20 protein-coding genes are annotated in these 20,942 nt (G+C 65.6%); 12 read left to right on the top strand and 8 right to left on the bottom strand.

Features of this window, described 5'->3' with window-relative positions; translation table 11 throughout:
- Positions 1–3: 3 nt before the first annotated feature.
- Complete coding sequence (locus tag AC3ITW_RS11710) at positions 4–2,394, bottom strand: TonB-dependent receptor plug domain-containing protein (protein ID WP_489389511.1); 2,391 nt, start codon at positions 2,392–2,394, stop codon at positions 4–6.
- Positions 2,395–2,507: 113 nt separating this feature from the next.
- Here AC3ITW_RS11710 and AC3ITW_RS11705 point away from each other — a divergent pair, with 113 nt between their 5' ends.
- Positions 2,508–4,160 (top strand): ABC transporter ATP-binding protein, encoded by a 1,653-nt coding sequence (locus AC3ITW_RS11705; protein ID WP_489389510.1) that lies wholly within the window; start codon positions 2,508–2,510, stop codon positions 4,158–4,160.
- 50 nt (positions 4,161–4,210) lie between these two features.
- Here the strand turns inward: AC3ITW_RS11705 and AC3ITW_RS11700 are convergent, their stop codons facing one another.
- Positions 4,211–5,113, bottom strand: coding sequence for a LysR family transcriptional regulator (locus AC3ITW_RS11700; RefSeq protein WP_006367996.1), 903 nt, complete (start codon positions 5,111–5,113; stop codon positions 4,211–4,213).
- Positions 5,114–5,222: 109 nt separating this feature from the next.
- Between AC3ITW_RS11700 and AC3ITW_RS11695 the strand changes: the two genes are divergently transcribed.
- The 5 genes from AC3ITW_RS11695 to AC3ITW_RS11675 all read left to right on the top strand — a co-directional run bounded on the left by AC3ITW_RS11695 (position 5,223) and on the right by AC3ITW_RS11675 (position 10,650).
- Positions 5,223–6,344, top strand: a complete 1,122-nt coding sequence (locus AC3ITW_RS11695) for a 4-oxalomesaconate tautomerase (RefSeq protein WP_100468531.1) — start codon at positions 5,223–5,225, stop codon at positions 6,342–6,344.
- A gap of 76 nt (positions 6,345–6,420) precedes the next feature.
- A complete protein-coding gene (locus AC3ITW_RS11690; RefSeq protein ID WP_489389509.1) occupies positions 6,421–7,479 on the top strand; it encodes an ABC transporter substrate-binding protein in 1,059 nt (352 codons plus the stop codon).
- A 14-nt stretch (positions 7,480–7,493) separates the two neighbouring features.
- Positions 7,494–8,327 carry an ABC transporter ATP-binding protein gene (locus tag AC3ITW_RS11685; protein ID WP_006367991.1) on the top strand — a complete coding sequence of 278 codons (834 nt, stop codon included), beginning with the start codon at positions 7,494–7,496 and terminating at the stop codon, positions 8,325–8,327.
- Complete coding sequence (locus AC3ITW_RS11680) at positions 8,311–9,087, top strand: ABC transporter permease (protein ID WP_006367989.1); 777 nt, start codon at positions 8,311–8,313, stop codon at positions 9,085–9,087. The genes AC3ITW_RS11685 and AC3ITW_RS11680 overlap by 17 nt, the downstream gene beginning before the upstream one ends.
- Before the next feature lie 129 nt (positions 9,088–9,216).
- Positions 9,217–10,650 carry an OprO/OprP family phosphate-selective porin gene (locus tag AC3ITW_RS11675; protein ID WP_100468528.1) on the top strand — a complete coding sequence of 478 codons (1,434 nt, stop codon included), beginning with the start codon at positions 9,217–9,219 and terminating at the stop codon, positions 10,648–10,650.
- 37 nt (positions 10,651–10,687) lie between these two features.
- Here AC3ITW_RS11675 and AC3ITW_RS11670 read toward each other — a convergent pair whose 3' ends face one another.
- Positions 10,688–11,935, bottom strand: coding sequence for an arsenic transporter (locus AC3ITW_RS11670; protein WP_489389508.1), 1,248 nt, complete (start codon positions 11,933–11,935; stop codon positions 10,688–10,690).
- Between the two features lie 245 nt (positions 11,936–12,180).
- Here AC3ITW_RS11670 and AC3ITW_RS11665 point away from each other — a divergent pair, with 245 nt between their 5' ends.
- Together AC3ITW_RS11665 and AC3ITW_RS11660 are read left to right on the top strand one after the other, a co-directional pair.
- Positions 12,181–12,393: a hypothetical protein gene (locus AC3ITW_RS11665; RefSeq protein WP_032970353.1), complete on the top strand. Its 213-nt coding sequence runs from the start codon at positions 12,181–12,183 to the stop codon at positions 12,391–12,393.
- Positions 12,394–12,418: 25 nt separating this feature from the next.
- Positions 12,419–13,042, top strand: a complete 624-nt coding sequence (locus tag AC3ITW_RS11660; protein ID WP_489389507.1) for a hypothetical protein — start codon at positions 12,419–12,421, stop codon at positions 13,040–13,042.
- On the opposite strand, the gene AC3ITW_RS11655 is transcribed toward AC3ITW_RS11660, so the two are convergent.
- From AC3ITW_RS11655 to msuE, 3 genes are read right to left on the bottom strand one after another with little or no spacing between them, the layout of a single operon-like run.
- Positions 12,999–14,033 (bottom strand): methionine synthase, encoded by a 1,035-nt coding sequence (locus AC3ITW_RS11655; protein WP_485617056.1) that lies wholly within the window; start codon positions 14,031–14,033, stop codon positions 12,999–13,001. The two genes, AC3ITW_RS11660 and AC3ITW_RS11655, sit on opposite strands and share 44 nt — an antisense overlap.
- Before the next feature lie 38 nt (positions 14,034–14,071).
- Positions 14,072–15,049, bottom strand: a complete 978-nt coding sequence (locus AC3ITW_RS11650; RefSeq protein ID WP_489389506.1) for a DUF1852 domain-containing protein — start codon at positions 15,047–15,049, stop codon at positions 14,072–14,074.
- A gap of 58 nt (positions 15,050–15,107) precedes the next feature.
- Positions 15,108–15,689 (bottom strand): FMN reductase, encoded by a 582-nt coding sequence (msuE, locus tag AC3ITW_RS11645; RefSeq protein WP_489389505.1) that lies wholly within the window; start codon positions 15,687–15,689, stop codon positions 15,108–15,110.
- A 176-nt stretch (positions 15,690–15,865) separates the two neighbouring features.
- Between msuE and AC3ITW_RS11640 the strand changes: the two genes are divergently transcribed.
- Positions 15,866–16,780: a LysR family transcriptional regulator gene (locus tag AC3ITW_RS11640; RefSeq protein ID WP_094001509.1), complete on the top strand. Its 915-nt coding sequence runs from the start codon at positions 15,866–15,868 to the stop codon at positions 16,778–16,780.
- Positions 16,780–17,649 carry a methylenetetrahydrofolate reductase gene (locus AC3ITW_RS11635; RefSeq protein ID WP_489390360.1) on the top strand — a complete coding sequence of 290 codons (870 nt, stop codon included), beginning with the start codon at positions 16,780–16,782 and terminating at the stop codon, positions 17,647–17,649. Before AC3ITW_RS11640 ends, AC3ITW_RS11635 begins: the two co-directional genes overlap by 1 nt.
- 31 nt (positions 17,650–17,680) lie before the next feature.
- On the opposite strand, the gene AC3ITW_RS11630 is transcribed toward AC3ITW_RS11635, so the two are convergent.
- Positions 17,681–17,959, bottom strand: coding sequence for a hypothetical protein (locus AC3ITW_RS11630; RefSeq protein WP_012511098.1), 279 nt, complete (start codon positions 17,957–17,959; stop codon positions 17,681–17,683).
- A 189-nt stretch (positions 17,960–18,148) separates the two neighbouring features.
- Here AC3ITW_RS11630 and AC3ITW_RS11625 point away from each other — a divergent pair, with 189 nt between their 5' ends.
- Together AC3ITW_RS11625 and AC3ITW_RS11620 are read left to right on the top strand one after the other, a co-directional pair.
- A complete protein-coding gene (locus AC3ITW_RS11625; RefSeq protein ID WP_489389504.1) occupies positions 18,149–18,982 on the top strand; it encodes a S1 family peptidase in 834 nt (277 codons plus the stop codon).
- Between the two features lie 99 nt (positions 18,983–19,081).
- Positions 19,082–19,609 carry a DUF6622 family protein gene (locus AC3ITW_RS11620; protein WP_100468518.1) on the top strand — a complete coding sequence of 176 codons (528 nt, stop codon included), beginning with the start codon at positions 19,082–19,084 and terminating at the stop codon, positions 19,607–19,609.
- Between the two features lie 74 nt (positions 19,610–19,683).
- Here AC3ITW_RS11620 and AC3ITW_RS11615 read toward each other — a convergent pair whose 3' ends face one another.
- A complete protein-coding gene (locus AC3ITW_RS11615; RefSeq protein WP_100468517.1) occupies positions 19,684–20,937 on the bottom strand; it encodes a carbohydrate porin in 1,254 nt (417 codons plus the stop codon).
- Positions 20,938–20,942 lie beyond the last annotated feature (5 nt).

Below are 20,942 nucleotides of genomic sequence, written 5' to 3'. Positions count from 1 at the left end.
GGCCTACCAGCGGTGGGTCAGCGACATGGACAGGAAGCGGCCCAGCGCTGTCGCATTGGTGGGGTCGTAGCCGGTGTTGATGCTGTTGACGATAAACGGCGGATCCCGGTCGAACAGGTTCTGCACGTTGAACGCAAGCGAGGTGCCACGCTGCGGGTCCGCCGATGCACCGAAGTGGTAGGCGAGGTTCAGATCGACGGTCGTCCAGGAGCTGACGTGGGGCCGGGCGACGTTGGCGGGGTCGCGGTAACTGTCCACGTAGTTCACGAAGATCCCCGCCGCGGCCTGCTGCCGGCTCAGCGCGATGCCACCGCGCATCTTGAGGTCCACCGGGTAGTACACCGAATTCACCGCATCCACCTCGGGTGACGTACTGGTCACACGACGCTTTGATTCGATGATGTACTGCCCGGCCAGGCTCGTCGCGATGCGGGTCTGGCCGGCATCAACGTCATAGCCGGCGCTGAAATCGATACCGCGCTGCTGGGTGAAGGCATTGTTGCGGAAACGGTTGTCCAGGATCACCTGACTGTTGGTTTCGTCCGTTCCCGGTGGCAGCGCATACGGCCCCACGCGCGAGACGAACAGGCCCAGGCCCGAGATGCCCAGCTGGCGCGCCTGCTGGATCTGCTGTTGCGTCGGGTTGCTGGTCAGGATGTCTGTGTAGGGCGCCGTGGACTGCAGGAACAGCGACGGGAAGCTGCCGCCGAAGCCACTGCCGATCCGGTCGGCGTATTCGATGTGGTAGTAGTTCGCGTCGATCTTGAGGCCGGGCAGCGACGGCGGCGCGAACGAGAAACCGCCGGTCCAGGTCTTGGCCCGTTCGGGGCCCAGATCGGGATTGCCATTGGAGAGCATCATCAGGATGGTGTTGCCATTGGCTGCGCTCGGGTTGGGCACGTTCGCCACCACCACGGTGTTGTTCAACTGCATGTCCTGGTACACCGGCGCCCGGTAGGAACGACCATAGCTGGTACGGAACGAAAGCCCTTGGGTCGCCTCCCACAGCAGGCCGAGCTTGGGATTCAGCGTGGAACCGAAATCGCTGTAATCGTCATAGCGCGCTGCCGCAGTGAAGGACAGGCTGCGCACGCCCGGCATGTCCTTCAGCAGCGGGATGTTGAGCTCGCCGAAGGCGGACCTGATCGTTCGATGCAGGTCGAGTGGCTTTTCCAGGCCGCGATGATCGATCAGCTCATAGCCATCGCGGCGGTAGCCCGCGCCGAACGCCGCGCGTATCGGCCCGGCGGGCAGGCTGAACAACTCGCCGTCGGCGACCACATCCAGGTAGCGGGATTCGGAGTTCGTATCGGTCGGTGGCGCCGTACTGGCCGAACTGCCGGTGATGGTGGTGCGCTGATAGGAAACGTCACTCCTGCCGAACCCGGAATTCAGGCGCGCCTGCCACTGTCGCGGAAGATCCAGCGTGAGTCCGGCGAACAGGTCGAACTGCCGCGTGTGCGGGAACAGCCGGGTTTCGTCGGCGGTGCCGGAAATGGTGGTATCCATCTCGCGCTTGGCGAACGAGCCGGTCACGTTCAGGGTCAGCACATCGCTGAGCTGCTGCACGCCGTCCACGTACAGGCTGTGGCGCTTGGACCCCGGGTAGAGGTCGTACGGTTTGACCCGCACGTTCTTCGAGAAGTCCTTGTCCACCGCCGGCAGGTTGCTCTGCTTCAGGAACTCGTAGCTGGCCAGCACATGGCCGCCATCCCACGACCAGCCTGCCGACTGCGATGCCTGGTACTCCTCCATGCCACCGGCGGTGACGGTGCCGTAGCGCACAGCGGTCTCATACCCGGTGAAGTCGCGGCGCAGGACGATGTTGACCACACCACCGACCGCATCGGTGCCGTAGATGGCCGAAGCACCATCGGTGAGGATCTCAACGCGTTCCACTGCACTCAGCGGTATCAGCGAGACATCCACGTACTGGTAGCGGTTCGACGAGGTCACGCGGTGGCCATTGATCAGGGTCAACGTGGTGCCGGTTCCCAGGCCGCGCAGGTTGATCGCGGTGCCCTGGCCGAAGTTGTTGCCGGTATCGCGGTCGACGCCAAGGTTGGCGACGTTCGCACCATTGGCGCCTCCGCCGAAGTTCTGTGGCAGTTTCTCGAACAGCTGCTGCACGGTAGCCACGCCGGTGCGGTCGATGGCCTCCTTGTCGATCACGATGATCGGGGATGCGCCGCCGCCAATGGCATCGCGGATGTTGCTGCCGACCACCAGCACCTTGTCCAGGGTCGCGGTCGGCGCTTGCGGCGGTGCGCCTGCGGCCCCCGAACCCCGGGTGTCGCTGGAGTCCTGGGCGATCGCCGGCACGCTGGCCAGCAGTGCAGCGGCAATGCTGAGCGCCATGAGTGCGCGTGGCGCGGCAGCGGATACGTTCGTCATTCCCCGGTCCATCGATCCCATCCGAAAGTGGCCTGCGACGTGGTGACGTCGCTCCTGAATGGATATGTTATAGCATATCATTCAAGGGTTGAATCCACGCCGGAACAAGGCCGATGAAGAAGACTGCTGTTCCGCCGCCCGTCGCTGAAATCCTGGGCGCGTACTGGAAGGCTGATCGTCGGCTGCTGCTGCTCATCGCCGGCAGTGTCCTGCTGTCCAGCCTGGCCAACGTTGCTGCGCCGTACCTTTTCTCGCGCCTGATCGACCGGTTGCCCATCGACGGGGCCAGTGCCCTGGCGGGGGGATTCCTGCTCTACGCCTTCATCCTGGGCGCGGGCAGTGCCCTGCAGAACACGGTGCAGTACCTGTCGTTCCTCAGCGGCGAGAACCTCGGCTTCATCACCAGTACCCGCTACTTCGCCCGTCTGCTGAAGAAGACCAACAGCTTCTTCCTGGACTACAACGCCGCCGAGCTGCAGGTGGCAGGGGAGAAAGGCCGTGGCGCGCTGAAGATCGTGGTGCAGCTGGGGCTGGTGGCCTTCATTCCCAGTGCGCTGCAGATCCTGTTGACGCTGATAACGTTGGGTGCGTTGATCAACCTGCAGGTGGTGGCCATCGTGCTGGCCTACGGCACGGTAGCCGTCACGCTTTCCGCCATCGCTACCCGGCGTGCACGCATCCATCGCGAAGCGGCGGTCGAGGCCGGGCAGCAGAACGCGCGCTTCGTCGGCAATGCCATGAATGCCATGGAGACGCTGCGCCAGTTCGGCGGCAGCGCCTGGATGGTGCAGCGCTTCGAGCAGAAGGCCCAGGAGGTGCGCGACAGCTGGCGCGCCTACGTACTGCAGCGGATCGGCTTCATTGCACTGCTGGGCATCGGCCTGGCGGTCGAGTTCATCGTTACCTTCCACCTGTTGCTGCCGCGCTACCAGAGCGGCGGCCTGAGCGTCGGCGACATCGTCCTGTTCAACCTGCTGCTGCTCCAGCTCAACATGCCGTTCGAGATGATTGCCCGTTCGATCGATGACGTCGCGCGCTCGTGGAGCATGCTGGCACCGCTTTCCACCTTGTGGGCGGCGCCCGAGGAGCGACAGGCAGCCGATGCCCAGCGCTTTGCGGGTGAAAGCGGCCGGCTGGCGTTCGAGCGGGTCAGCCACCGCTATGGCAACGGTCGCGGGGTAAGTGATATGTCCTTCGAGGCCGAACGTGGCGGCATCAATTTCCTGATCGGGCCAACCGGGGCAGGAAAGTCGACCCTGTTCAAGCTTGCCCTGAAGTCGATCGATCCCCAGCGTGGCCGGATCCTGGTCGATGGTGTTGACCTGTCCCGGATCGACCGTGCGGCGTGGCATGCCGCCGTCGCAGTGGTTCCGCAGGATGTCATCCTGCTCAACGAAAGCCTGGCCGACAACATCCTGCTGGGGCGCGCGCGCGATGATGATCGGCTGCGGCATGCCGCACGCAAGGCCTCGATCCTGCCGTTGATCGAGGCGCTGCCCGAGGGCCTTGAAACGACGGTGGGCGAGCGTGGCCTGAAGTTATCCGGCGGTGAGCGCCAGCGCATCGCGATAGCCCGTGCACTGTATGGCGGGCCAGCGATCCTGTTCCTGGACGAGGCAAGCTCCGCGCTGGATGAAGCCACCGAGCGCGAGATCATGGACCACATCCGCGCACTTGCGAATGATGTAACCGTGGTGGCCATCACCCATCGGCGAGGCATCGTGAGCCCGACTGACCGGGTGATCGAGCTGGAGAGTGATCGCTGAGCCAGCGGCGGCATGCGGGTCTCCTGCGGGTTCAAGGGCCGCCGTCGTGCTCAGGCATCGCCGCGCCACTGGCTCATCAACATCCGCAGGAACCGCTCGGCAGTGGGCGAGAGCAGGGCGCCCCGCCGGCGCACGATGCCGATCGTGCGCGACACCACCGGGTTGCCGATCGAACGCGTCACCAGACTCGGATGATCACCATCGGGCGTGGCCATCTTCGGCAGCACCGATACGCCGATACCTGCCTCGACCATGCCCAGCGACGTGGACAGGTGCGTCACTTCGTAGTGCCAGCTCAGTTTGAGGTTCTCGCGCGCCAGGGCGCCGTCCAGCAGCGTGCGATTGCCGCTGGTGCGATGCACGGTGATCAGCTGATGCTCTGCCAGGTCGGCCCAGTCCACCCTGCGCTTGCGGGCCAGCGGGTGGTCACGTCGGCAAGCGAGCACAAACGGGTCTTCGGCCAGTACGTCGAAATCGAGATTCGGATCGTTGGCGCCCATGAAGTTGATGCCGAACTCGACTTCGCCACGTTCCACCGCCTGCAGGCCCTCGGTCGCCGGGATATCCAGGATCCGGAAGCGCACGTTGGGGTGCGCTTCGTGGAAGCGCGCCATCACACTGGGCAGGAAGTAGAACGCCGCCGTAGGCAGGCAGGCGATGGTGACGGTAGCGCCCCGCGTGTCCTCCCGGCCCCGCAGTGAGAACAGTGATCCGTCGAATTCCTCCAGCATGCGACGCACCAGCGGCAGCAGGTTCTCGCCGACGGCGGTGGTGCTGACGCTGCGCGTGGTGCGCTCCAGCAGCGGCGAACCCACGGCCTGCTCCAGCTTCTGTATCCGTCGGCTGAGCGCCGGCTGGGAGACGTGCAGGATTTCAGCGGCGCGGTGGAAGCTGCGTGTCTCCGACACCAGCTGGAATGCGCGCAGATCCAGGATTTCGCAATTGATGCTCATTGGGTATCAATCATCCAAAAATCAGCAATTCACAGATCAATTGAGGTCATGCCAGTATCGAATCACAGAGGGGGCATTCATCCCCTATACGCATCAATCTAGCACACGTATGACCAACGATCTGCTCAGCATTCCGTGCGTGCTCATGCGCGGCGGCACCTCCAAGGGCCCGTTCTTCCTGGCCAGCGACCTGCCGGCAGACACCGCCGAACGCGATCGCCTGCTGGTGGAAGTGATGGGCTCGGGCCATCCGCTGCAGATCGACGGCATCGGCGGTGGCAACGCGCTGACCAGCAAGGTGGCGATCATCGACCGCTCGAGCAGGACGGACGCCGACGTGGATTATCTGTTCGCCCAGGTACGGGTGGAGCAGCAGGTGGTGGACACGTCCCCCAACTGCGGCAACATGCTGGCGGCAGTGGGCCCGTATGCCATTGAGCGGGGGCTGGTGCAGGCTAAGGATCCGCAGACCGAGGTGCGCATCCACAACGTCAACACCGGCAAGCTGATCATCGCGACGGTGGAAACGCCGGGCGGCAACGTGGTCTACCGCGGCGATACGCGCATTGCCGGCGCGCCGGGCTCGGCCGCGCCGGTCAGGCTCTCCTTCCTTGATGCCGCGGGCGCCCGCACCGGCAAGCTGCTGCCCAGCGGGCACGCGCAGGAATCCATCAATGGCGTGCCGGTCAGCCTGGTGGACTGCGCCATGCCGATGATGCTGGTGCGTGCCGAAGACCTGGGCGTACGTGGTGATGCTTCGCCCGCCGAACTGAACGCGGACGCGGCGTTCATGCGCCGGCTGGAAACGCTGCGCATCGAGGCGGGGGCCCGCATGGGCATCGCCAACGCCGGCAACACGGTCATCCCCAAGCCGGTGCTGCTGTCGGCGCCACAACATGGGGGCGACCTGCAGGTGCGCTATTTCATGCCGCACCAATGCCACACCGCGCTGGCCATCACCGGTGCGGTCGGCCTGGCCACCGCCGCCGTCACGCCGGGCACGCTGGCCCACACTTTGGTCGGATGCCTGTCCGTTCCCGGCAGCATTACCCTCGAACATCCGAGCGGGGCCCTGGAGGTGGGTCTCAGTGGCAGTTCGGACGATACGCCGGTGATTGCCAGCGTGGTCCGCACCGCACGCCGACTGTTCGACGGTCGGGTGTATGCAACCTCGCCCGCGCACGCCACGGCCAGTACCACCCAAGACCGCCAATGGACGTCAGCGGCATGATCTGAAACCGGCTGGGTCGGCACAGGCGTGCCTGTCCCGCCACCACAACGTAGATGCTTCACTCCTGGGAGGGATGATGTACAAGCAGTTCCTGATGGTCGCGCTGTGCGCGGCCGGCCTGGCCGCGGCCGGGTGCAGCAACAGCGGGCGCGCCGAAGGTGCGACCACAGGCAGCGCTGACAACGCACCGGTGCGCATCAGCGTCGGCTCCTACAACCTCAACAACCTGCCGTTCTTCATCGCCGACGCCAAGGGCTATTTCAAGGACGTCGGCCTCGAAGTGAAGACCGAGAACTTCGCCCAGGGCGGTTCCAAGGTATTGCAGGCGCTGGTGGCCAATTCCACTGACGTGGCGGTCGGCTTCTACGACCACACCATCCAGATGCAGGCCAAGGGCAAGGACGTGGTGGCCTTCGTGCTGCTCTCGCGCAATTCCGGCCTGGTGATGGCGGGACGCGAGAATGCAACCTTCGATCCGGCACGCCCGGAGACCATCAAGGGCCAGAAGGTGGGCATCACCGCACCCGGCTCGTCGTCGGACTTCTTCGTTCGCCATTTCCTTGCGCAACACGATATTCCGGTCGACAGCATCTCGCTGATCGGCGTCGGCTCCGGCGCCGCAGCCGTTGCCGCACTGGAGCAGGGCAAGATCGACCTGCCGGTGAACTACGACCCTGCCGCCACGCTGATTACCGAGCGCAAGGTCGGCAGGATCATCATCGACGCCCGTAGCGACGACGGTGCCCGCCAGGTCTATGGCGGCCTGTATCCGACCTCGGTGATGTACGCCAACCAGAGCTTCCTCGACAAGCGCCCCGAGGCGGCGGAGAAGATCGCCCGCGCCGAGCAGATGGCACTGAAGTTCATCGCCGACAGCAGCGCCGAGGACATCGTTGCAGCACTGCCGGACAGCTACGTGTCTAGAGACCGCGCCACCTATGCACGCGCCGTGGAGAATGCGCGCGCGATCTTCACCCGCGATGGCCGATTCACCCCCGCCGACCTGGAAACACCGCTGAAGGTACTGCGCGAGTTCAACACGGATGTGGCCAACGCCAACATCAATCTCTCCAGGACCTACACCAATGCCTTCGTCGAGCGAGCCAACGCTGCGGCGCCGGCAACCCAACCGTAAGCGGAGGTATACCCATGGCCCTCAATGCCACCGTGCGCCAGTTCAACGGCGCGCCGCAGCTGGAGCCCGCACAGACCATGGTCGCCATCAACAAGGTGACCATGTCCTTCGGTGAATTCACTGCCGTCCGTGATGTCGACATCCAGGTGGGCAATGGCGAATTCCTCGCCATTGTCGGGCCCACCGGCTGCGGCAAGAGCACCATCCTCAATTCCGTGGCCGGCCTGTTGAAGCCTTCTTCCGGGCAGGTCAGCATCGACGGCCGCGCGGTCAGCGGCGTGCAGGAATCGGTGGGCTACCTGTTCCAGCAGGATGCACTGCTGCCGTGGAAGACCGCATTCCAGAACGTCGAACTGGGCTTGCGCTTCCGCGGCGTCGCCGAAGCCGAACGCAAGGCCAAGGCCAATGCCTGGCTGGCCAAGGTTGGCCTGACCGGATTCGAGCATCGCTATCCGCACCAGTTGTCCGGTGGCCAGCGCAAGCGCGTGCAGATGGCGCAGGCACTGATCGTGGAGCCGAAGGTGATCCTGATGGATGAACCGTTCTCGGCACTGGACATCCACACCCGCCACCTGATGCAGAACGAGCTGCTGCGCCTGTGGCAGGAGGATCGGCGCTCGGTGATCCTGATTACCCACGACCTCGAAGAAGCCATTGCCCTGGGGGACCGCGTGGTGGTGCTGTCGTCCGGGCCGGCCAGCCGGGTCGTGCGCAGCTTCGATGTGGATCTGGAACGCCCGCGCAACGTCGCAGAGATCAAGCTGGATGACCGTTTCACTGACCTGTACCGCGACATCTGGGCCTGCCTGCGCGGTGAAGTGGAGAAGAGCTATGCACGCCAAGACTGACAAGTTCATCCAACTGGCCCTGGTGGTCGCCGTGTTCGGTGGCTGGGAGGGCGGCATCGCGCTCGGCGTGATCGATCCGTTCTTCTTCCCGTCGCCAACGGCCATCGTGCAGCAGGCCTGGACCTGGCTGTCCGACACCTCGTTCTACCAGCATGTCTACATCACCCTGACCGAGACCGCGCTGGGCTACATCATCGGCACCGGGCTGGGTGTGGCCGGCGGTGTTTGGCTGGGCCTGAGCCGGCGCTCGGCACGCATCCTGGATCCCTTCATCAAGGGCTTCAATGCGATCCCGCGCGTGGTGCTGGCGCCGATCTTCGTGCTGTGGCTGGGCCTTGGTCTGTGGTCAAAAGTCGCACTGGCCGTAACCCTGGTGTTCTTCACCACGTTCTTCAACGCCATGCAGGGCGTGCGCGAGGTCAATCCGGTGGTGCTGGCCAATGCGCGCATCCTTGGTGCCGGACGCAGCGATCTGTTGCGCCACGTGTACTTCCCGGCGGCCGCCAGCTGGATCCTGTCCTCGCTGCGCACATCGGTCGGCTTCGCCGTCGTCGGCGCCATCATCGGCGAATACCTCGGTGCTTCGGCCGGCCTCGGCTACCTGATCGCTCAGGCCGAGGGCAACTTCAATGCCGTAGGTGTGTTTGCCGGCATCATCATCCTGGCCGCCTTCGTGCTGGTCATCGACGCACTGCTGGACGTGGTCGAGAACAAGCTGATCACCTGGCGTCCCAACGCCCAGGCACAGGCCACCAGCTGAGCACGGCCGCCTGAGCCTGCCTGTCGCGCCGCCGGCCTGATCCGGCGGCGCGAACCTCCCCGTCATTCCCCCGCATCACCGCAACAGGCCAGCGCCAGACCAGGGGGCCGGCTGGCCGGAGAGAGAGCCATGAAACATTCCAGTGTGCTGCCACGCGCAGCGCTATCGGTCGCGCTCGGCCTGCTGCTGGCCAGCGGCCCTGCAGGTGCACAGGCCGTGTCATCCCCGCCGGTGCCCCTCAGCCAGGCAGAACTGTCACGCCTGGTGCAGCAGCAGGCACTGCAGATCCAACAGCTGGAAGCGCGCCTGCGGGCAGTGGAGGGCGAGCAGGGCATTGCGGCCATGCGGCCCGCCCCGCCCGAGCCTGCAGTGGAGGCGCGGGTCGCCGCACTGGAGTCCAGCCAGTCCAGGCTGCCCAAGATGTCGTGGTCCAAGGGCGCCCCGGAATTCAGCAGTGCTGACGGCACTGTGGCTTTCCGCCCACGTGGACGCCTGTTCGTCGATGCCTCCAGTACCGACGGCTCCACCCTGGGCGATCGCAACATCTCCGGTACCGAGATCCGTTCGGTGCGCCTGGGTGCGGAAGGGCGCTACGGCATCCTCGGCTGGGCGGTGGAGGGCGACTTCGCCGACAACGCAGTGGCTTGGAAGTCGGTCTATGCCACGCTGGATCACACCTTGTTCGGGTTGCCAGCCGACCTCACCGTCGGCAACCGCCTCAACGACCGCGGCATCGACGGCTCCAGCAGCACATCCAACACGCCGTTCCAGGACCGCAACGCCGTGGGCACGTTGATGCTGCCGCAACGCGGCCTGTTCGGCGTGGGCCTGACTGAACGTGTTTACGGCAAGGGTTGGCATGCCAGCCTGTCGATGGCCGGCAATGACCTCACCAATGCAGGCACCGACAACGACAGCCAGACCTGGGCCACGCGCGTGCACTGGAATCCCGTGGCCAGCGACCGCGCCACCGTACACCTGGGCGCCTGGGCCTTCCACGAGGAGATCGCCGCAGGCGCGAGTGGCGTCGTTCGCAGCTCGGCCATCGCAGGGCACTTCAACGACCTGGTGAAGATCGCGCCGGGCACCTTGTCGGGGGCTGATCGCAGCACCGCCTACGGCGCAGAGCTTGCCGGCTTCTTTGGCCCGGCCTGGGCGACCGGCGAATGGGGCACGCGCAACCTGCGCGGCGCCGACGCCAGCGGCCGTTACGATCTGGACCATCAGGCCTGGGCGATCTCGGCCGGCTGGTTCCTGGCCGGTGCGATGCCGGCCTATTCGGGCAAGGCCGGTACATGGGGCCGGGTGAAGGTGGCCGATCCGGTCACCCGCGGCGGTGCCGGCGCGTGGGAGTTGAAGGGCCGCTATGAGGACGTGGACTATGCCGAGCTGCCCACCGGCGGAACGGGGCATGCGTGGACGCTGGGCGCGAACTGGTATCTCAACGATTTCAGCCGCGTGATGTTCGAAGCGATCCGATGGCAGACCCACAATCGCAGTGGCACCGGGCAGGGCAGGGACGAAGGAGCCACCTTCAATACCCGCCTGCAGGTGGCCTTCTAGCGCCTGCGTGCCGATTCCCGTGTGCCGCCTGCGCGGATCAGAGCAGCAACAGCGCCCCGATCAGCGCCGGCGGCATCACCAGCGCACCGACGCGCAGGAAGTCGAGCGCGCTGACATGCTCGCCCTCGCGGCGCAGCGCTACCAGCCACAGCATCGTGGCCAGCGAGCCGGTTACCGACAGGTTCGGCCCCAGGTCCACGCCCACCAGCAGCGCGGCGCGGGTCTGTGCCGGCAGATCGGCCATCTGGCCCAGCGAGCCAGCGGCCAGGCCGACCGGCAGATTGTTGGCCACGTTGCTCAGCAACGCCGCCGCGCCACCGGCCAGCCAGCTGGCCTGGTGTGGCGATGCCTGCGCCACGGCCTGCAGCGCGCTGGCCGCCATCTGGATGACACCGGTCTGTGCCACCGCTTCCACCAGCACGAACAGGCCAGCCACCAGCGGCAGTACGCCCCATGACACATGGCGCAGCAGCGGCAACGGACTGCGCCGCTGGCGCATCGCCACCACTGCCACACTCAGCGTGCCTGCGCAGAACGTGGCCAGGCCGAGCGGGCCGTTCAGTGCGGAGGTCACCAGCAGCACGGTGCCGGTGAACAACACGCCCAGCGCGCTCAGCCGGCCGCCTTCGGTCAGCGGGCGATGCGCCGGCGCCGCCACCAGCGGCTGCGCGATCTCGCGCCGATGCACCCAGCGCAGCACCAGATAGGTGGCGCCGATCGCGGCCAGCGACGGCAGCGCGAACTGTGCCAGCCACTGCATCAAGGGCGGCATGTGCTGGCCGTACACCACCAGGTTGGCCGGGTTGGAAATGGGCAGCACGAAGCTGGCCGCATTGGCGATGAACGCACAGACGAACAGATAGGGCAGGGGGTTGGCACGGGCCGCCTTGCAGGCTGCGTAGACCGCCGGGGTCAGCACCACCGCCGTGGCATCGTTGGAAAGAAACACGGTCACCAACGTGCCGACCAGGAACACGAGGTCGAACAGGCGTCGTCCCGAGCCGCCTGCGTGGCGGACCGCGTACAGCGCCAGCCAGTCGAACAGGCCCTCGCGCCGGGCCAGCTCGGCCAGCACCATCATGCCGACCAGGAACAGATAGACATCGCGGCCCTCGGCCACCGCGTGCAAGGTCGTGCCGAACGACACCGCTCCCAGCAGTGGAAGCAGAAGGGCAGCCCCCAGTGCCCACACATATTCCGGAATGCGGAACGGCCGGAACAGCAGGCCGACGGTGGCAACGGCCACCGCCGCCCAGATGAGGAAAGAGGAGTAGGAAGCGAGCATCGAGCGGGGTGTCTCAGCGGCGCCGACGCGTACCTCGCAGGAACGCGCCCGCTGCAATCACGGCAGTTCGGGGAAGGCGGCATCATACCTCGTGAGCTACACCCGAACTGTAGAGCCGGGCCCATGCTCGGCTGCTGACCACGTGCCCCCGGCACCCACGCTCCGCGAACGTTTTCTTCGGGCGCTCTTCACCGTCGCTCCGCTTAGAGTGAAGGCCACTCATGGTGTCACGCGTGGAATCAACGATGTCCGAGTACCGAGACTGGACCTTCAATGCCAACGGCCGGACCCTGGTGGCCCGGGTGGAGCTGGATGCCGACGGCGGCGGCACCATCAACCGCTACCAGTTGACTCCGGGGCCCGCGCAGTCCGGGTTGTGCATCAAGGTGGCCTCGCAGGCCGAAGCCGCAAAGAAGCTCGAAACCGAGGTGGAGAAGCTGCTCGGCCCAGAGTGGTGAAGAGAGCTTCGCTACGGCAGAAGCGTTGAGAGGTCGCCAGCGCAACTCCGCAATCTCAGCCCGTGCGACGGCCGACCGTATTCTTCCGGCCATGCATTCCCCCTCCAGCCCTCCCGATTTCATGACCGCTACCCGGCCCTCCGGCTGGGTGCAGAGCGGTGACCGCTGGGACCTGTGGTGGAACGGCCGCTGCGTGGCCAGCGTCGTGCCGCATGCCGTGCTCGGTGTCCGCCTGTTCCTCGACACGCGGAAATCACCCCAGCCCAAGATCGTGGCCGCCGTGAATACTCGCCAGGCCAAACGCTACGCCGAACGATGGTGCGCCGCCCGGCTCTGCCCGCAGTTGCGGCTGCGCGATGCGGTGGCGCGGCTGGTAGATAAAGGTACTCCATCACCTCCGGCACCCACGCGGGAACAACGGCAGCAGGCCCGCCGTCTGGCGGAGGCCGGGGCGGGGGAGATGGGGCGGATCAAGGCGGCGCTGGCGCCGCGGCCCCCAGCGATGCTGGCCAGGCCCGAGGTGCCGGGGCGGGGCGGAGCCTGGTCGATACCAGGCCAGGCTCCGTCAACCCGGCGGCCGGAAGGGAGTGCGTTCCCGGCCAAGGCTACGCCGAAAGTTCCTCGCGCACGATCCTTGCCCCTTCGCTGAGCGCACGCAGCTTGCCCCGTGCCACTTCACGGGCCAGTGGCGCCATGCCGCAGTTGGTGCTCGGGTAGAGCTTGTCGGCATCCACGAACTGCAGCGCCTTGCGCAGGGTGTTGGCCACGTCTTCAGCCGTCTCCACCGTGCTGGAAGCCACATCGATGGCGCCGACCATCACCTTCTTGCCGCGGACCAGCTCGATCAGATCGATCGGCACGTGCGAGTTGTGGCATTCCAGCGAGATGATGTCGAGGCTGGAGGTCTGCAGCTTCGGGAACGACTCTTCGTACTGGCGCCATTCCGATCCCAGCGTCTGCTTCCAGTCGGTGTTGGCCTTGATGCCGTAGCCATAACAGATGTGCACAGCGGTCTCGCACTTCAGCCCTTCGATCGCACGTTCCAGCGCGGCCACGCCCCAGTCGTTCACTTCGTCGAAGAACACGTTGAAGGCGGGCTCATCGAACTGGATGATGTCCACGCCGGCGGCTTCCAGCTCCTTCGCTTCCTCGTTGAGGATCTTCGCGAATTCCCAGGCCAGCTTCTCACGGCTCTTGTAGTGTGCGTCGTACAGGGTGTCGATCATGGTCATCGGCCCGGGCAGTGCCCATTTGATCGGCTGCGTGGTCTGCCGGCGCAGGAACTTCGCATCCTCCACGAACACCGGCTTCGGGCGGCTCACGGCACCGACCACGGTCGGCACGCTGGCGTCGTAGCGGTTGCGGATGCGCACGGTTTCGCGCTTCTCGAAATCGACGCCGTTGAGGTGTTCGATGAAGGTCGTGACGAAGTGTTGCCGGGTCTGCTCACCGTCGCTGACGATATCGATGCCGGCGTGCTGCTGTTCCTGCAGGGACAGGCGCAGGGCATCCTGCTTGCCTTCGGTCAGTCCTTCATCCTGCAGCTTCCAGGGCGACCAGAGCTTTTCGGGCTCCGCCAGCCAGGAGGGCTTGGGCAGGCTGCCGGCGGTGGAGGTGGGGAGCAGTTTCTTCGTCGACATTGCGTTCTGTGTCCTGGGGCGAATGGGGAATCGATGGATCAGCGGGCAGCCCACTGCTCAAGCACGGCGCGGTACGGCTTGATGAAGTGCTCTTCGGTGAACTTGCCCTGCTTGACCGCCAACTGGCTGCGCTCTTCGCGGTCGTAGACGATTCGGGTGGAGGAGTAGTCCTGGTGCTTCAGGCTGGGCTGGTAGACCTTGCCGGCCACGGAGTTGGCGTTGTAGATCTCCGGGCGATAGATCTTCTGGAACGCCTCCATCGTGCTGATGGTGCCGATCAGTTCCAGGTTCGAGTAATCGCCCAGCAGGTCGCCCTGGAAGTAGAACGCCAGCGGCGCGACGCTGCCCGGCGGCATGAAGTAGCGCACCTGCAGGCCCATCTTGTCGAAGTACTGGTCGGTGGGGGAGAACTCGCCCTGGCGGTACTCCATGCCCAGGATGGGATGGTGGTTCTCGGTGCGGTGGTAGGTCTTGCTGCTGGAAACACTGATGCAGATCACCGGCGCCTTGCTGAAATTGGCGCGGTAGGCCTCCGATTCAAGGAAGTGCTGGAACAGCTTGCCATGCAGATCACCGAAGCCTTCCGGAATGCCGAAGGTGGCCTTGCCCTCGTTGCTGGCCGGCAGCACCACGCTGAAATCGTAGTCACGCACATAGGACGAGAAGTTGTTGCCGACGATGCCCTCGGTGCGAGCGCCGGTACGCGTGTCGACAATGGTCGGGCGCAGCACTTCGATCAGCGGGAACGGATCGCTGCCATCACCGCCATCGATGTGCATCTCCACCGAGATGATGTCCAGCTCGACGGCGTAGCGGTCCGCGCTCGGGTTGTCCCAGTGCGCCAGGTCGTTGAAGCGGTTGTTGATCATGCTGATCGTGTTGCGCAGGTTCTCCTGGCGGGACTCGCCGCGAGCCAGGTTGGCGAAGTTTGTGGTGATGCGCGTGCCGTCAGCGGGCTGGTAGTCCTCGTTGAAAGGGATGCGCGTGATGCTGAAGGTGAAGTTCTCGGTCGACATGGGCGGCGTTCCGGGTTGCGGGGGTGACATCCGAATGCAGGTCGCTGGCATTCGGCATTCAAAGGACTGCAGCGGCCTCGGCAGTGGCAGGCGCTGCGCGATGGGACAGGGCAAGCAGGGGCATCGCCCGCTGCACCGCCAGCCGTGCGCGCTGGATCAGGGCGTCGTTGTGCACGCGGCCCTCGGCGAAATCACGGTCGGTGGCGTACACGCCCAAGGGCAGGGTGCGCGCCTGGAAGAAGCTGAAGAGCGGCCGCAGCTGATGATCGATCACCAGTGCGTGGCGCTCGCTGCCGCCGGTGGCGGCCAGCAGGATGGGGGTGTCGACCAGCGCGTCCTGGTGGATGAAGTCGAAGAAGTGCTTGAACAGGCCGGTGTACGAGCCGCGGTAGACCGGCGTGGCCACCACCAGTACATCGGCCTGCTCGACAGCGGCCAGCTGCCGCTCGACAGCCTCGGGCAGCTGCGAGCGCCACAGCGCACCGGCCAGCTGCGGCGCCAGCTCGCCCAGCTCGATCAGGTGCGGCTCGCAGGCAACGTCCTCGCCGATCAGGTCCAGCAGGTGCTCGGCCAGAGTCGCAGCCCTGGAGGGGCGCTGCAGCCCGCCGGAAACGGCGACGATACGGAGGGGGCGGGTCATCTGTTCGCTTTCAGCAGGGGAGGGAGCTCCTTCGGGCGATCTGCGGGGGCGCAGTCCTGCAGGCCGGCGAGGTGACCGGGCTGGCAGGCAACCGAAGGCATGACCCGATCCTAGTCATGCACTTCCATGACGTAAAATGGTATTACTTCACCAATCCATGAGCGAGATTCATCGTCATGCTGGAACGGATCCACCTCAGCATCGTGCAGCAGGTCGAGCAGCAGGGCTCGCTGACCGCTGCGGCCGGCGTGCTCAACCTGACCCAGTCAGCCCTCAGCCACAGCATGAAGAAGCTTGAGCAGCAGCTGGGCACCGATGTCTGGCTGCGCGAAGGCCGCAGCCTGCGCTTGACCCAGGCCGGGCAGTACCTGCTGGCGGTCGCCAACCGCGTGCTGCCGCAGCTGGACCTGGCCGAGGAGCGCCTGGGCCAGTTCGCCCAGGGCGAGCGAGGCGCGCTGCGCATCGGCATGGAATGCCATCCCTGTTACCAGTGGTTGCTGAAGATCGTCTCGCCGTACCTGGCCGCGTGGCCGGACGTGGATGTGGACGTCAAGCAGAAGTTCCAGTTCGGCGGCATCGGTGCACTGTTCGGCTACGAGATCGACCTGCTGGTCACGCCGGACCCGCTGCTGAAGCCGGGCCTGAAGTTCGTGCCCGTGTTCGACTACGAGCAGGTGCTGGTGGTGGCCAGGAATCACGCCCTGGCCAAGGTGGATCACGTAAAGCCGCGCCAGCTCGGCCAGGAAGTGCTGATCAGCTACCCGGTACCGTTCGAGCGCCTGGATATCTACAACCAGTTCCTGCTGCCGGCCGGCATTACGCCGCGGCGCCACAAGACCATCGAAACCACCGACATCATGATGCAGATGGTGGCCAGCGGTCGCGGCGTGGCCGCCATGCCGCGTTGGCTGGTGGAGGAATATGCCGCACGCATGGACGTGGTGCCGGTGCGCCTGGGTGCGAAAGGCATTCCCAAGCAGATCTACCTGGGCGCGCGCGAGGCCGATACCGGTATCGACTACCTGCAGGCCTTCGTCGAACTGGCGCGTAACAGCACGCCGGTTGCCGGCAATGCAGGCGGAGCCCGTTGATGCCCGCACCTGGATCGCAGCGGGCGGAAGCCTTCATCAACACGTTTTCGCTGGAAGTGAGCGCCAAGGCCATGCCGGCACTGCGCGCGGAAGCGGGCCGCATCGCTCCCGGAACGACGATCTCGATTCCCTACCTGGCGAACGAGGACGACGATGCCCGGCTGGCGGCCGCTCGCACGGTACGCGAGCTCGGCTTCGAGCCGATGCCGCATCTCTCTGCCCGCCGTATCGGGTCGCGTGCAGCGCTTGAGCGGTTCCTGGAACGTGCCGCCAACGAAGCCGGGGTAGCGAAGTGCCTGCTTATCGCGGGTGATCTTTCCACGCCCGCAGGTCCGTATGCCGACAGTACTTCGATCATCGAGACTGGCCTTCTTGAACGTTGCGGCATCAAGGTTGTTGCCATGGGCGGGCATCCGGAAGGGCATCCGGTGATGAACGCCGAGGACCGTTGGCGCGTGCTGGAGCGTAAGTGCCAGGCCATCGAGGCGCGGGGCATGGCACCGCTGATCATCACCCAGTTCGGCTTCGATGCCGATATCGTGCTGGCCTGGCTGGATGCGCTGCGGGCCCGTGGCATCACGGTGCCAGTGCTGGTGGGCGTGCCGGGGCCGGCCAGCATTGCGCGGTTGGCCCGCTACGCCGCGATGTGCGGCGTGGGTGCCAGTGCATCGATGCTGGCGCGGTATGGCATCTCGATCGGCCGGCTGCTCGGCACGGCGGGGCCGGAGGTGTTTGTGGATCGGTTGGTGAGTGGGCTGACGGCCGGGCACGGCCAGATCAGCCCGCACTTCTTCCCGTTCGGCGGCATTGCCCCATCACTGGACTGGATCGAGCGGTACCGGCGGCGCACGTCGGCCGCCAGCGTTTGATGCTCTATCGATGATCGCGTGGCCGGGCCCTTCAGCCCGGCAGTTCGCACTTCATCTTGCCATCTACGTAGTACGGCTTGGGTACGTTCGGGTTCTCGCTGGTCTTCTCGAAGACCACCTCGAACGACGCCGCATCGGGCGAGCCCTTGCGGTCGGTGCACGCGTCCTGCAGCTTCTTCTTGACCGCCGCGATGCCCGCATCGCGATTGGCACCGTCGGCGCTGTTGGTCAGGTTCACGGTTTCGGCCGAGGCCAGTGGGCTCAGTGCAAGCAGGCAGCCGGTCAACATCAGGGTGTGCAGCTTGGTCATGGTCATGCCTCATGGGTGTCCAATGAGGCCCCAGCATAGAGGCGGGCTGTTAACGGCCCGTGGCCGCCCCGGTTTCGGGGCCGGATCTGCGGCATTCGTCGTCGGACAGGGGAGGTTGATCGGACGTTTCCCCTTGGCTGGATGCGTTCGGCTAGGCTGCAGCGACTGACCGCAAGGATGAAGGCACCCATGATCCGCTGGCTGTTTCTGGCGCTTGCCGCGCTGCCGCTCGCTGCTGGGGCCGTGGTCATCCGCCACGATGTGGACGATGCCCGCTACCGGATCGATGGATCCGAGTTTCCGGCCCTGGCTGACATGCCGGGCGAAGGGCAGGGCGTTCTGATCGCGCCGCAGTGGGTGCTGACAGCAGCGCATGCCGCACCGATGGAAGGGATGGGGCAGACCATCGCCATCAACGGCAAGGGCTACGGCGTGGAACGTGTAATCGTGCATCCCGGCTACAGGAGAATGCCCGACGCACTGGGTAAGGAGGCGCTGGCGACGGGGAGCCCGGCGAAGATCCATGCGTACCTGGCCGGGTCGGATGACATTGCACTGATCCGGCTCGCAGCGCCCGTGAACGATGTGCAGCCCGTGGCGCTGTATCGCGGTAGCGCCGAGATTACGCAGATCGCCGCCTTGATCGGAAAGGGCGCCACTGGCAATGGTGCGATGGGACTGGTACCGGACGGGCCGCATCGCACCACGCTGCGGCGGGCGTACAACGCCATTACCGGTGGCAATGATCGCTATCTCTGGTATCGGTTCGATGCCCCGCCACAGGGCCTGCCGCTTGAAGGCGTGCTCGGTAACGGGGACAGCGGCGGCCCATTGGTGATCAAGGATCACGGCGCCTGGCAGCTGGTGGGGCTGGGCTCCTGGATCACCGCCGTTCCCGAGCATGCCCTTGAGGCCGGCTTCTACGGGCAGGTGGTGCACAACGTTCGGGTATCGCGCTATGTGGGTTGGATCGAGAGCACCCTGAGTGCGCCAGATTATCGTCCAGTAACACCCGAAGACTGACAGCTGTCACTGGCTACACCCCGGGCGGAAGCGAATAGTGAGCGCCAAGGCGAGGGCACCTCGCCACCACTCAGCCACCACTCACCAAGGGGACCGCTCATGAACATGCTCCAGCACCTCGCCTCGCAGACGCCGATCTGGGTCTGGCTGCTCCTGGCCTTCCTGGTCACCCGTGGCATCGCCGCCATGAAGCCGGCCGAGACCTCGCTGCAGAAGCTGGCGATCGTGCCCGCCCTGTTTGCCGTCTGGAGTGCGTGGTCGATCAGCCATCGCTTCGGCGCGTCGCTGATCGCCTGGAGCGAGTGGTTGGTCGGCATCGGCACCGGGGCAGCACTGGGATGGCTGCTGCTGGGCCACGTGAAGCTGACCCCGGATGGCGCTACCGGAAAGCTCTGGCGCAACGCGGACTTCAGCCTGCTGCCGCTGCTGCTGATCACCTTCCTGGTGAAGTACGGCTTCGAAGTCGCATTTGCGGTGTCGCCGTCGCTGACCGCCAACGCCGGCTTCAGTGCCGCCTACCTGCTGCTGGCAGGCGGATTCACCGGCATCTTCGTCGGCAAGTACTGCCGCTACCTGGCCTCGTTGCGACTGGGCGAGGCAGGTAAAGGGGTTGGGGTCGCAGGCTGAAACCAGCTCCGTCGTGACGCGTCACATTAATAGCCCCGAAGAATGGTGCCGGCCGCTGGCCGACAACCCTGCCCCTACAGGCTCCAATCAACCCGCATGCCCGCGATCAGCGCATTCGACAGGTCTCGCTGGCGTCCGGGTTCGTTGAACTGGTCGGGATGCACGATGTAGTGCAGGTTCGGTGCGATCCGGAGCTGCGGGGTGAGCTGGATGCCATAGCTCAGTTCCATCATCACCTGGCTCCCGTGCGGCGTGCCGCTACCGCCGGCCGCGGCGCGGGCAAGGCGCAGGTTCTCCAAGGCGATGCTGCTGTACTTCTGCTGGGTCACCACGAAAGCGATGCTGTCCTGCGGCCGGCTGGCGAACGTGCCTTTCTGGACCATGCCAGCCTGCAGGAAATGATCCTCGATCAACTGGCCGGAGGTGCCCTTGAGCGCCGCACCGAACAGGGTCAGACCGCGGCCGGCACCATCACTGGTGAGCTGTTGCTCGAAGCGGGCGAACGCACCGGATCGGCCGCGGCGGGACGCGTAGTCCTGTCCGCTGAGCAGCGCCGGAACGCCGTTGGCATCGCGCAGCGGGTCACGGTAGGTCGAGTTGTCCTGCCAGCCACCGAGTTCGTAGCGGGCCTTCAGGCGCGCCGAAGCGGGGCTGCGCCAGCCGATCGTGTAGGGCACGATCCAGCCGGTAGCCTGGTGCGTACTCCATTTCAGGCCATGCTGGCCGTCCTCGGCCTGGCTGGGATCCACCTGGTAGGCGCCGACGCGCACATAGACATCGGGCGTCACCCAGGCCGTGGCATCGGCCATCCAGCTCGATACCGGCCACCAGGTGAAATTGCTGGTGCGGAATACGTAGGTCGGGTTGCCGCAGGCCGAGTTGCCCTGGAAGTACTGGCACAACTCCGAACCGAGGTGATGGATGTTGGCAACGCTGCGCCCGGCTTCCAGCACCAATCGGTCGTTCAGTAGTTTCTGTTCGAGCGTCAGGTTGGCCAGGCGCGTGCCCTGGCCGCCGTAGATTTCCTGCACCGACGTGCTATTGCCTGTACTGCTGTTGGCAAGATTGGTGCCATGGCGGTTGATGCCGTAGGCCTTGATCGTTGCGCCCCGCCAGCCAAACGCGGCGTCCAGATCCACGTCGGCGCCGAACATCAGCTGGCCGGCATACGCCGTGCCGCTGCGCTTGCCGCCGTCGAGCGTGGCGGCCGCTTCGCCGGTGTACGCCAGCTTGGGGGTGAAGACGTCGCTCGCGTCGGCGGCTGCGGCCACGGTAGGCAGGGCCAGCAGGATCGCTACCGGCAACAGGCGGCGGGAAGAACAGGTCATGGGCG

The sequence above is a fragment of the Stenotrophomonas sp. KH_052 genome (assembly GCF_057838755.1).
Note: the sequence above shows the minus strand (reverse complement) of the source record. Positions and strands in the feature narration are given on the sequence as shown.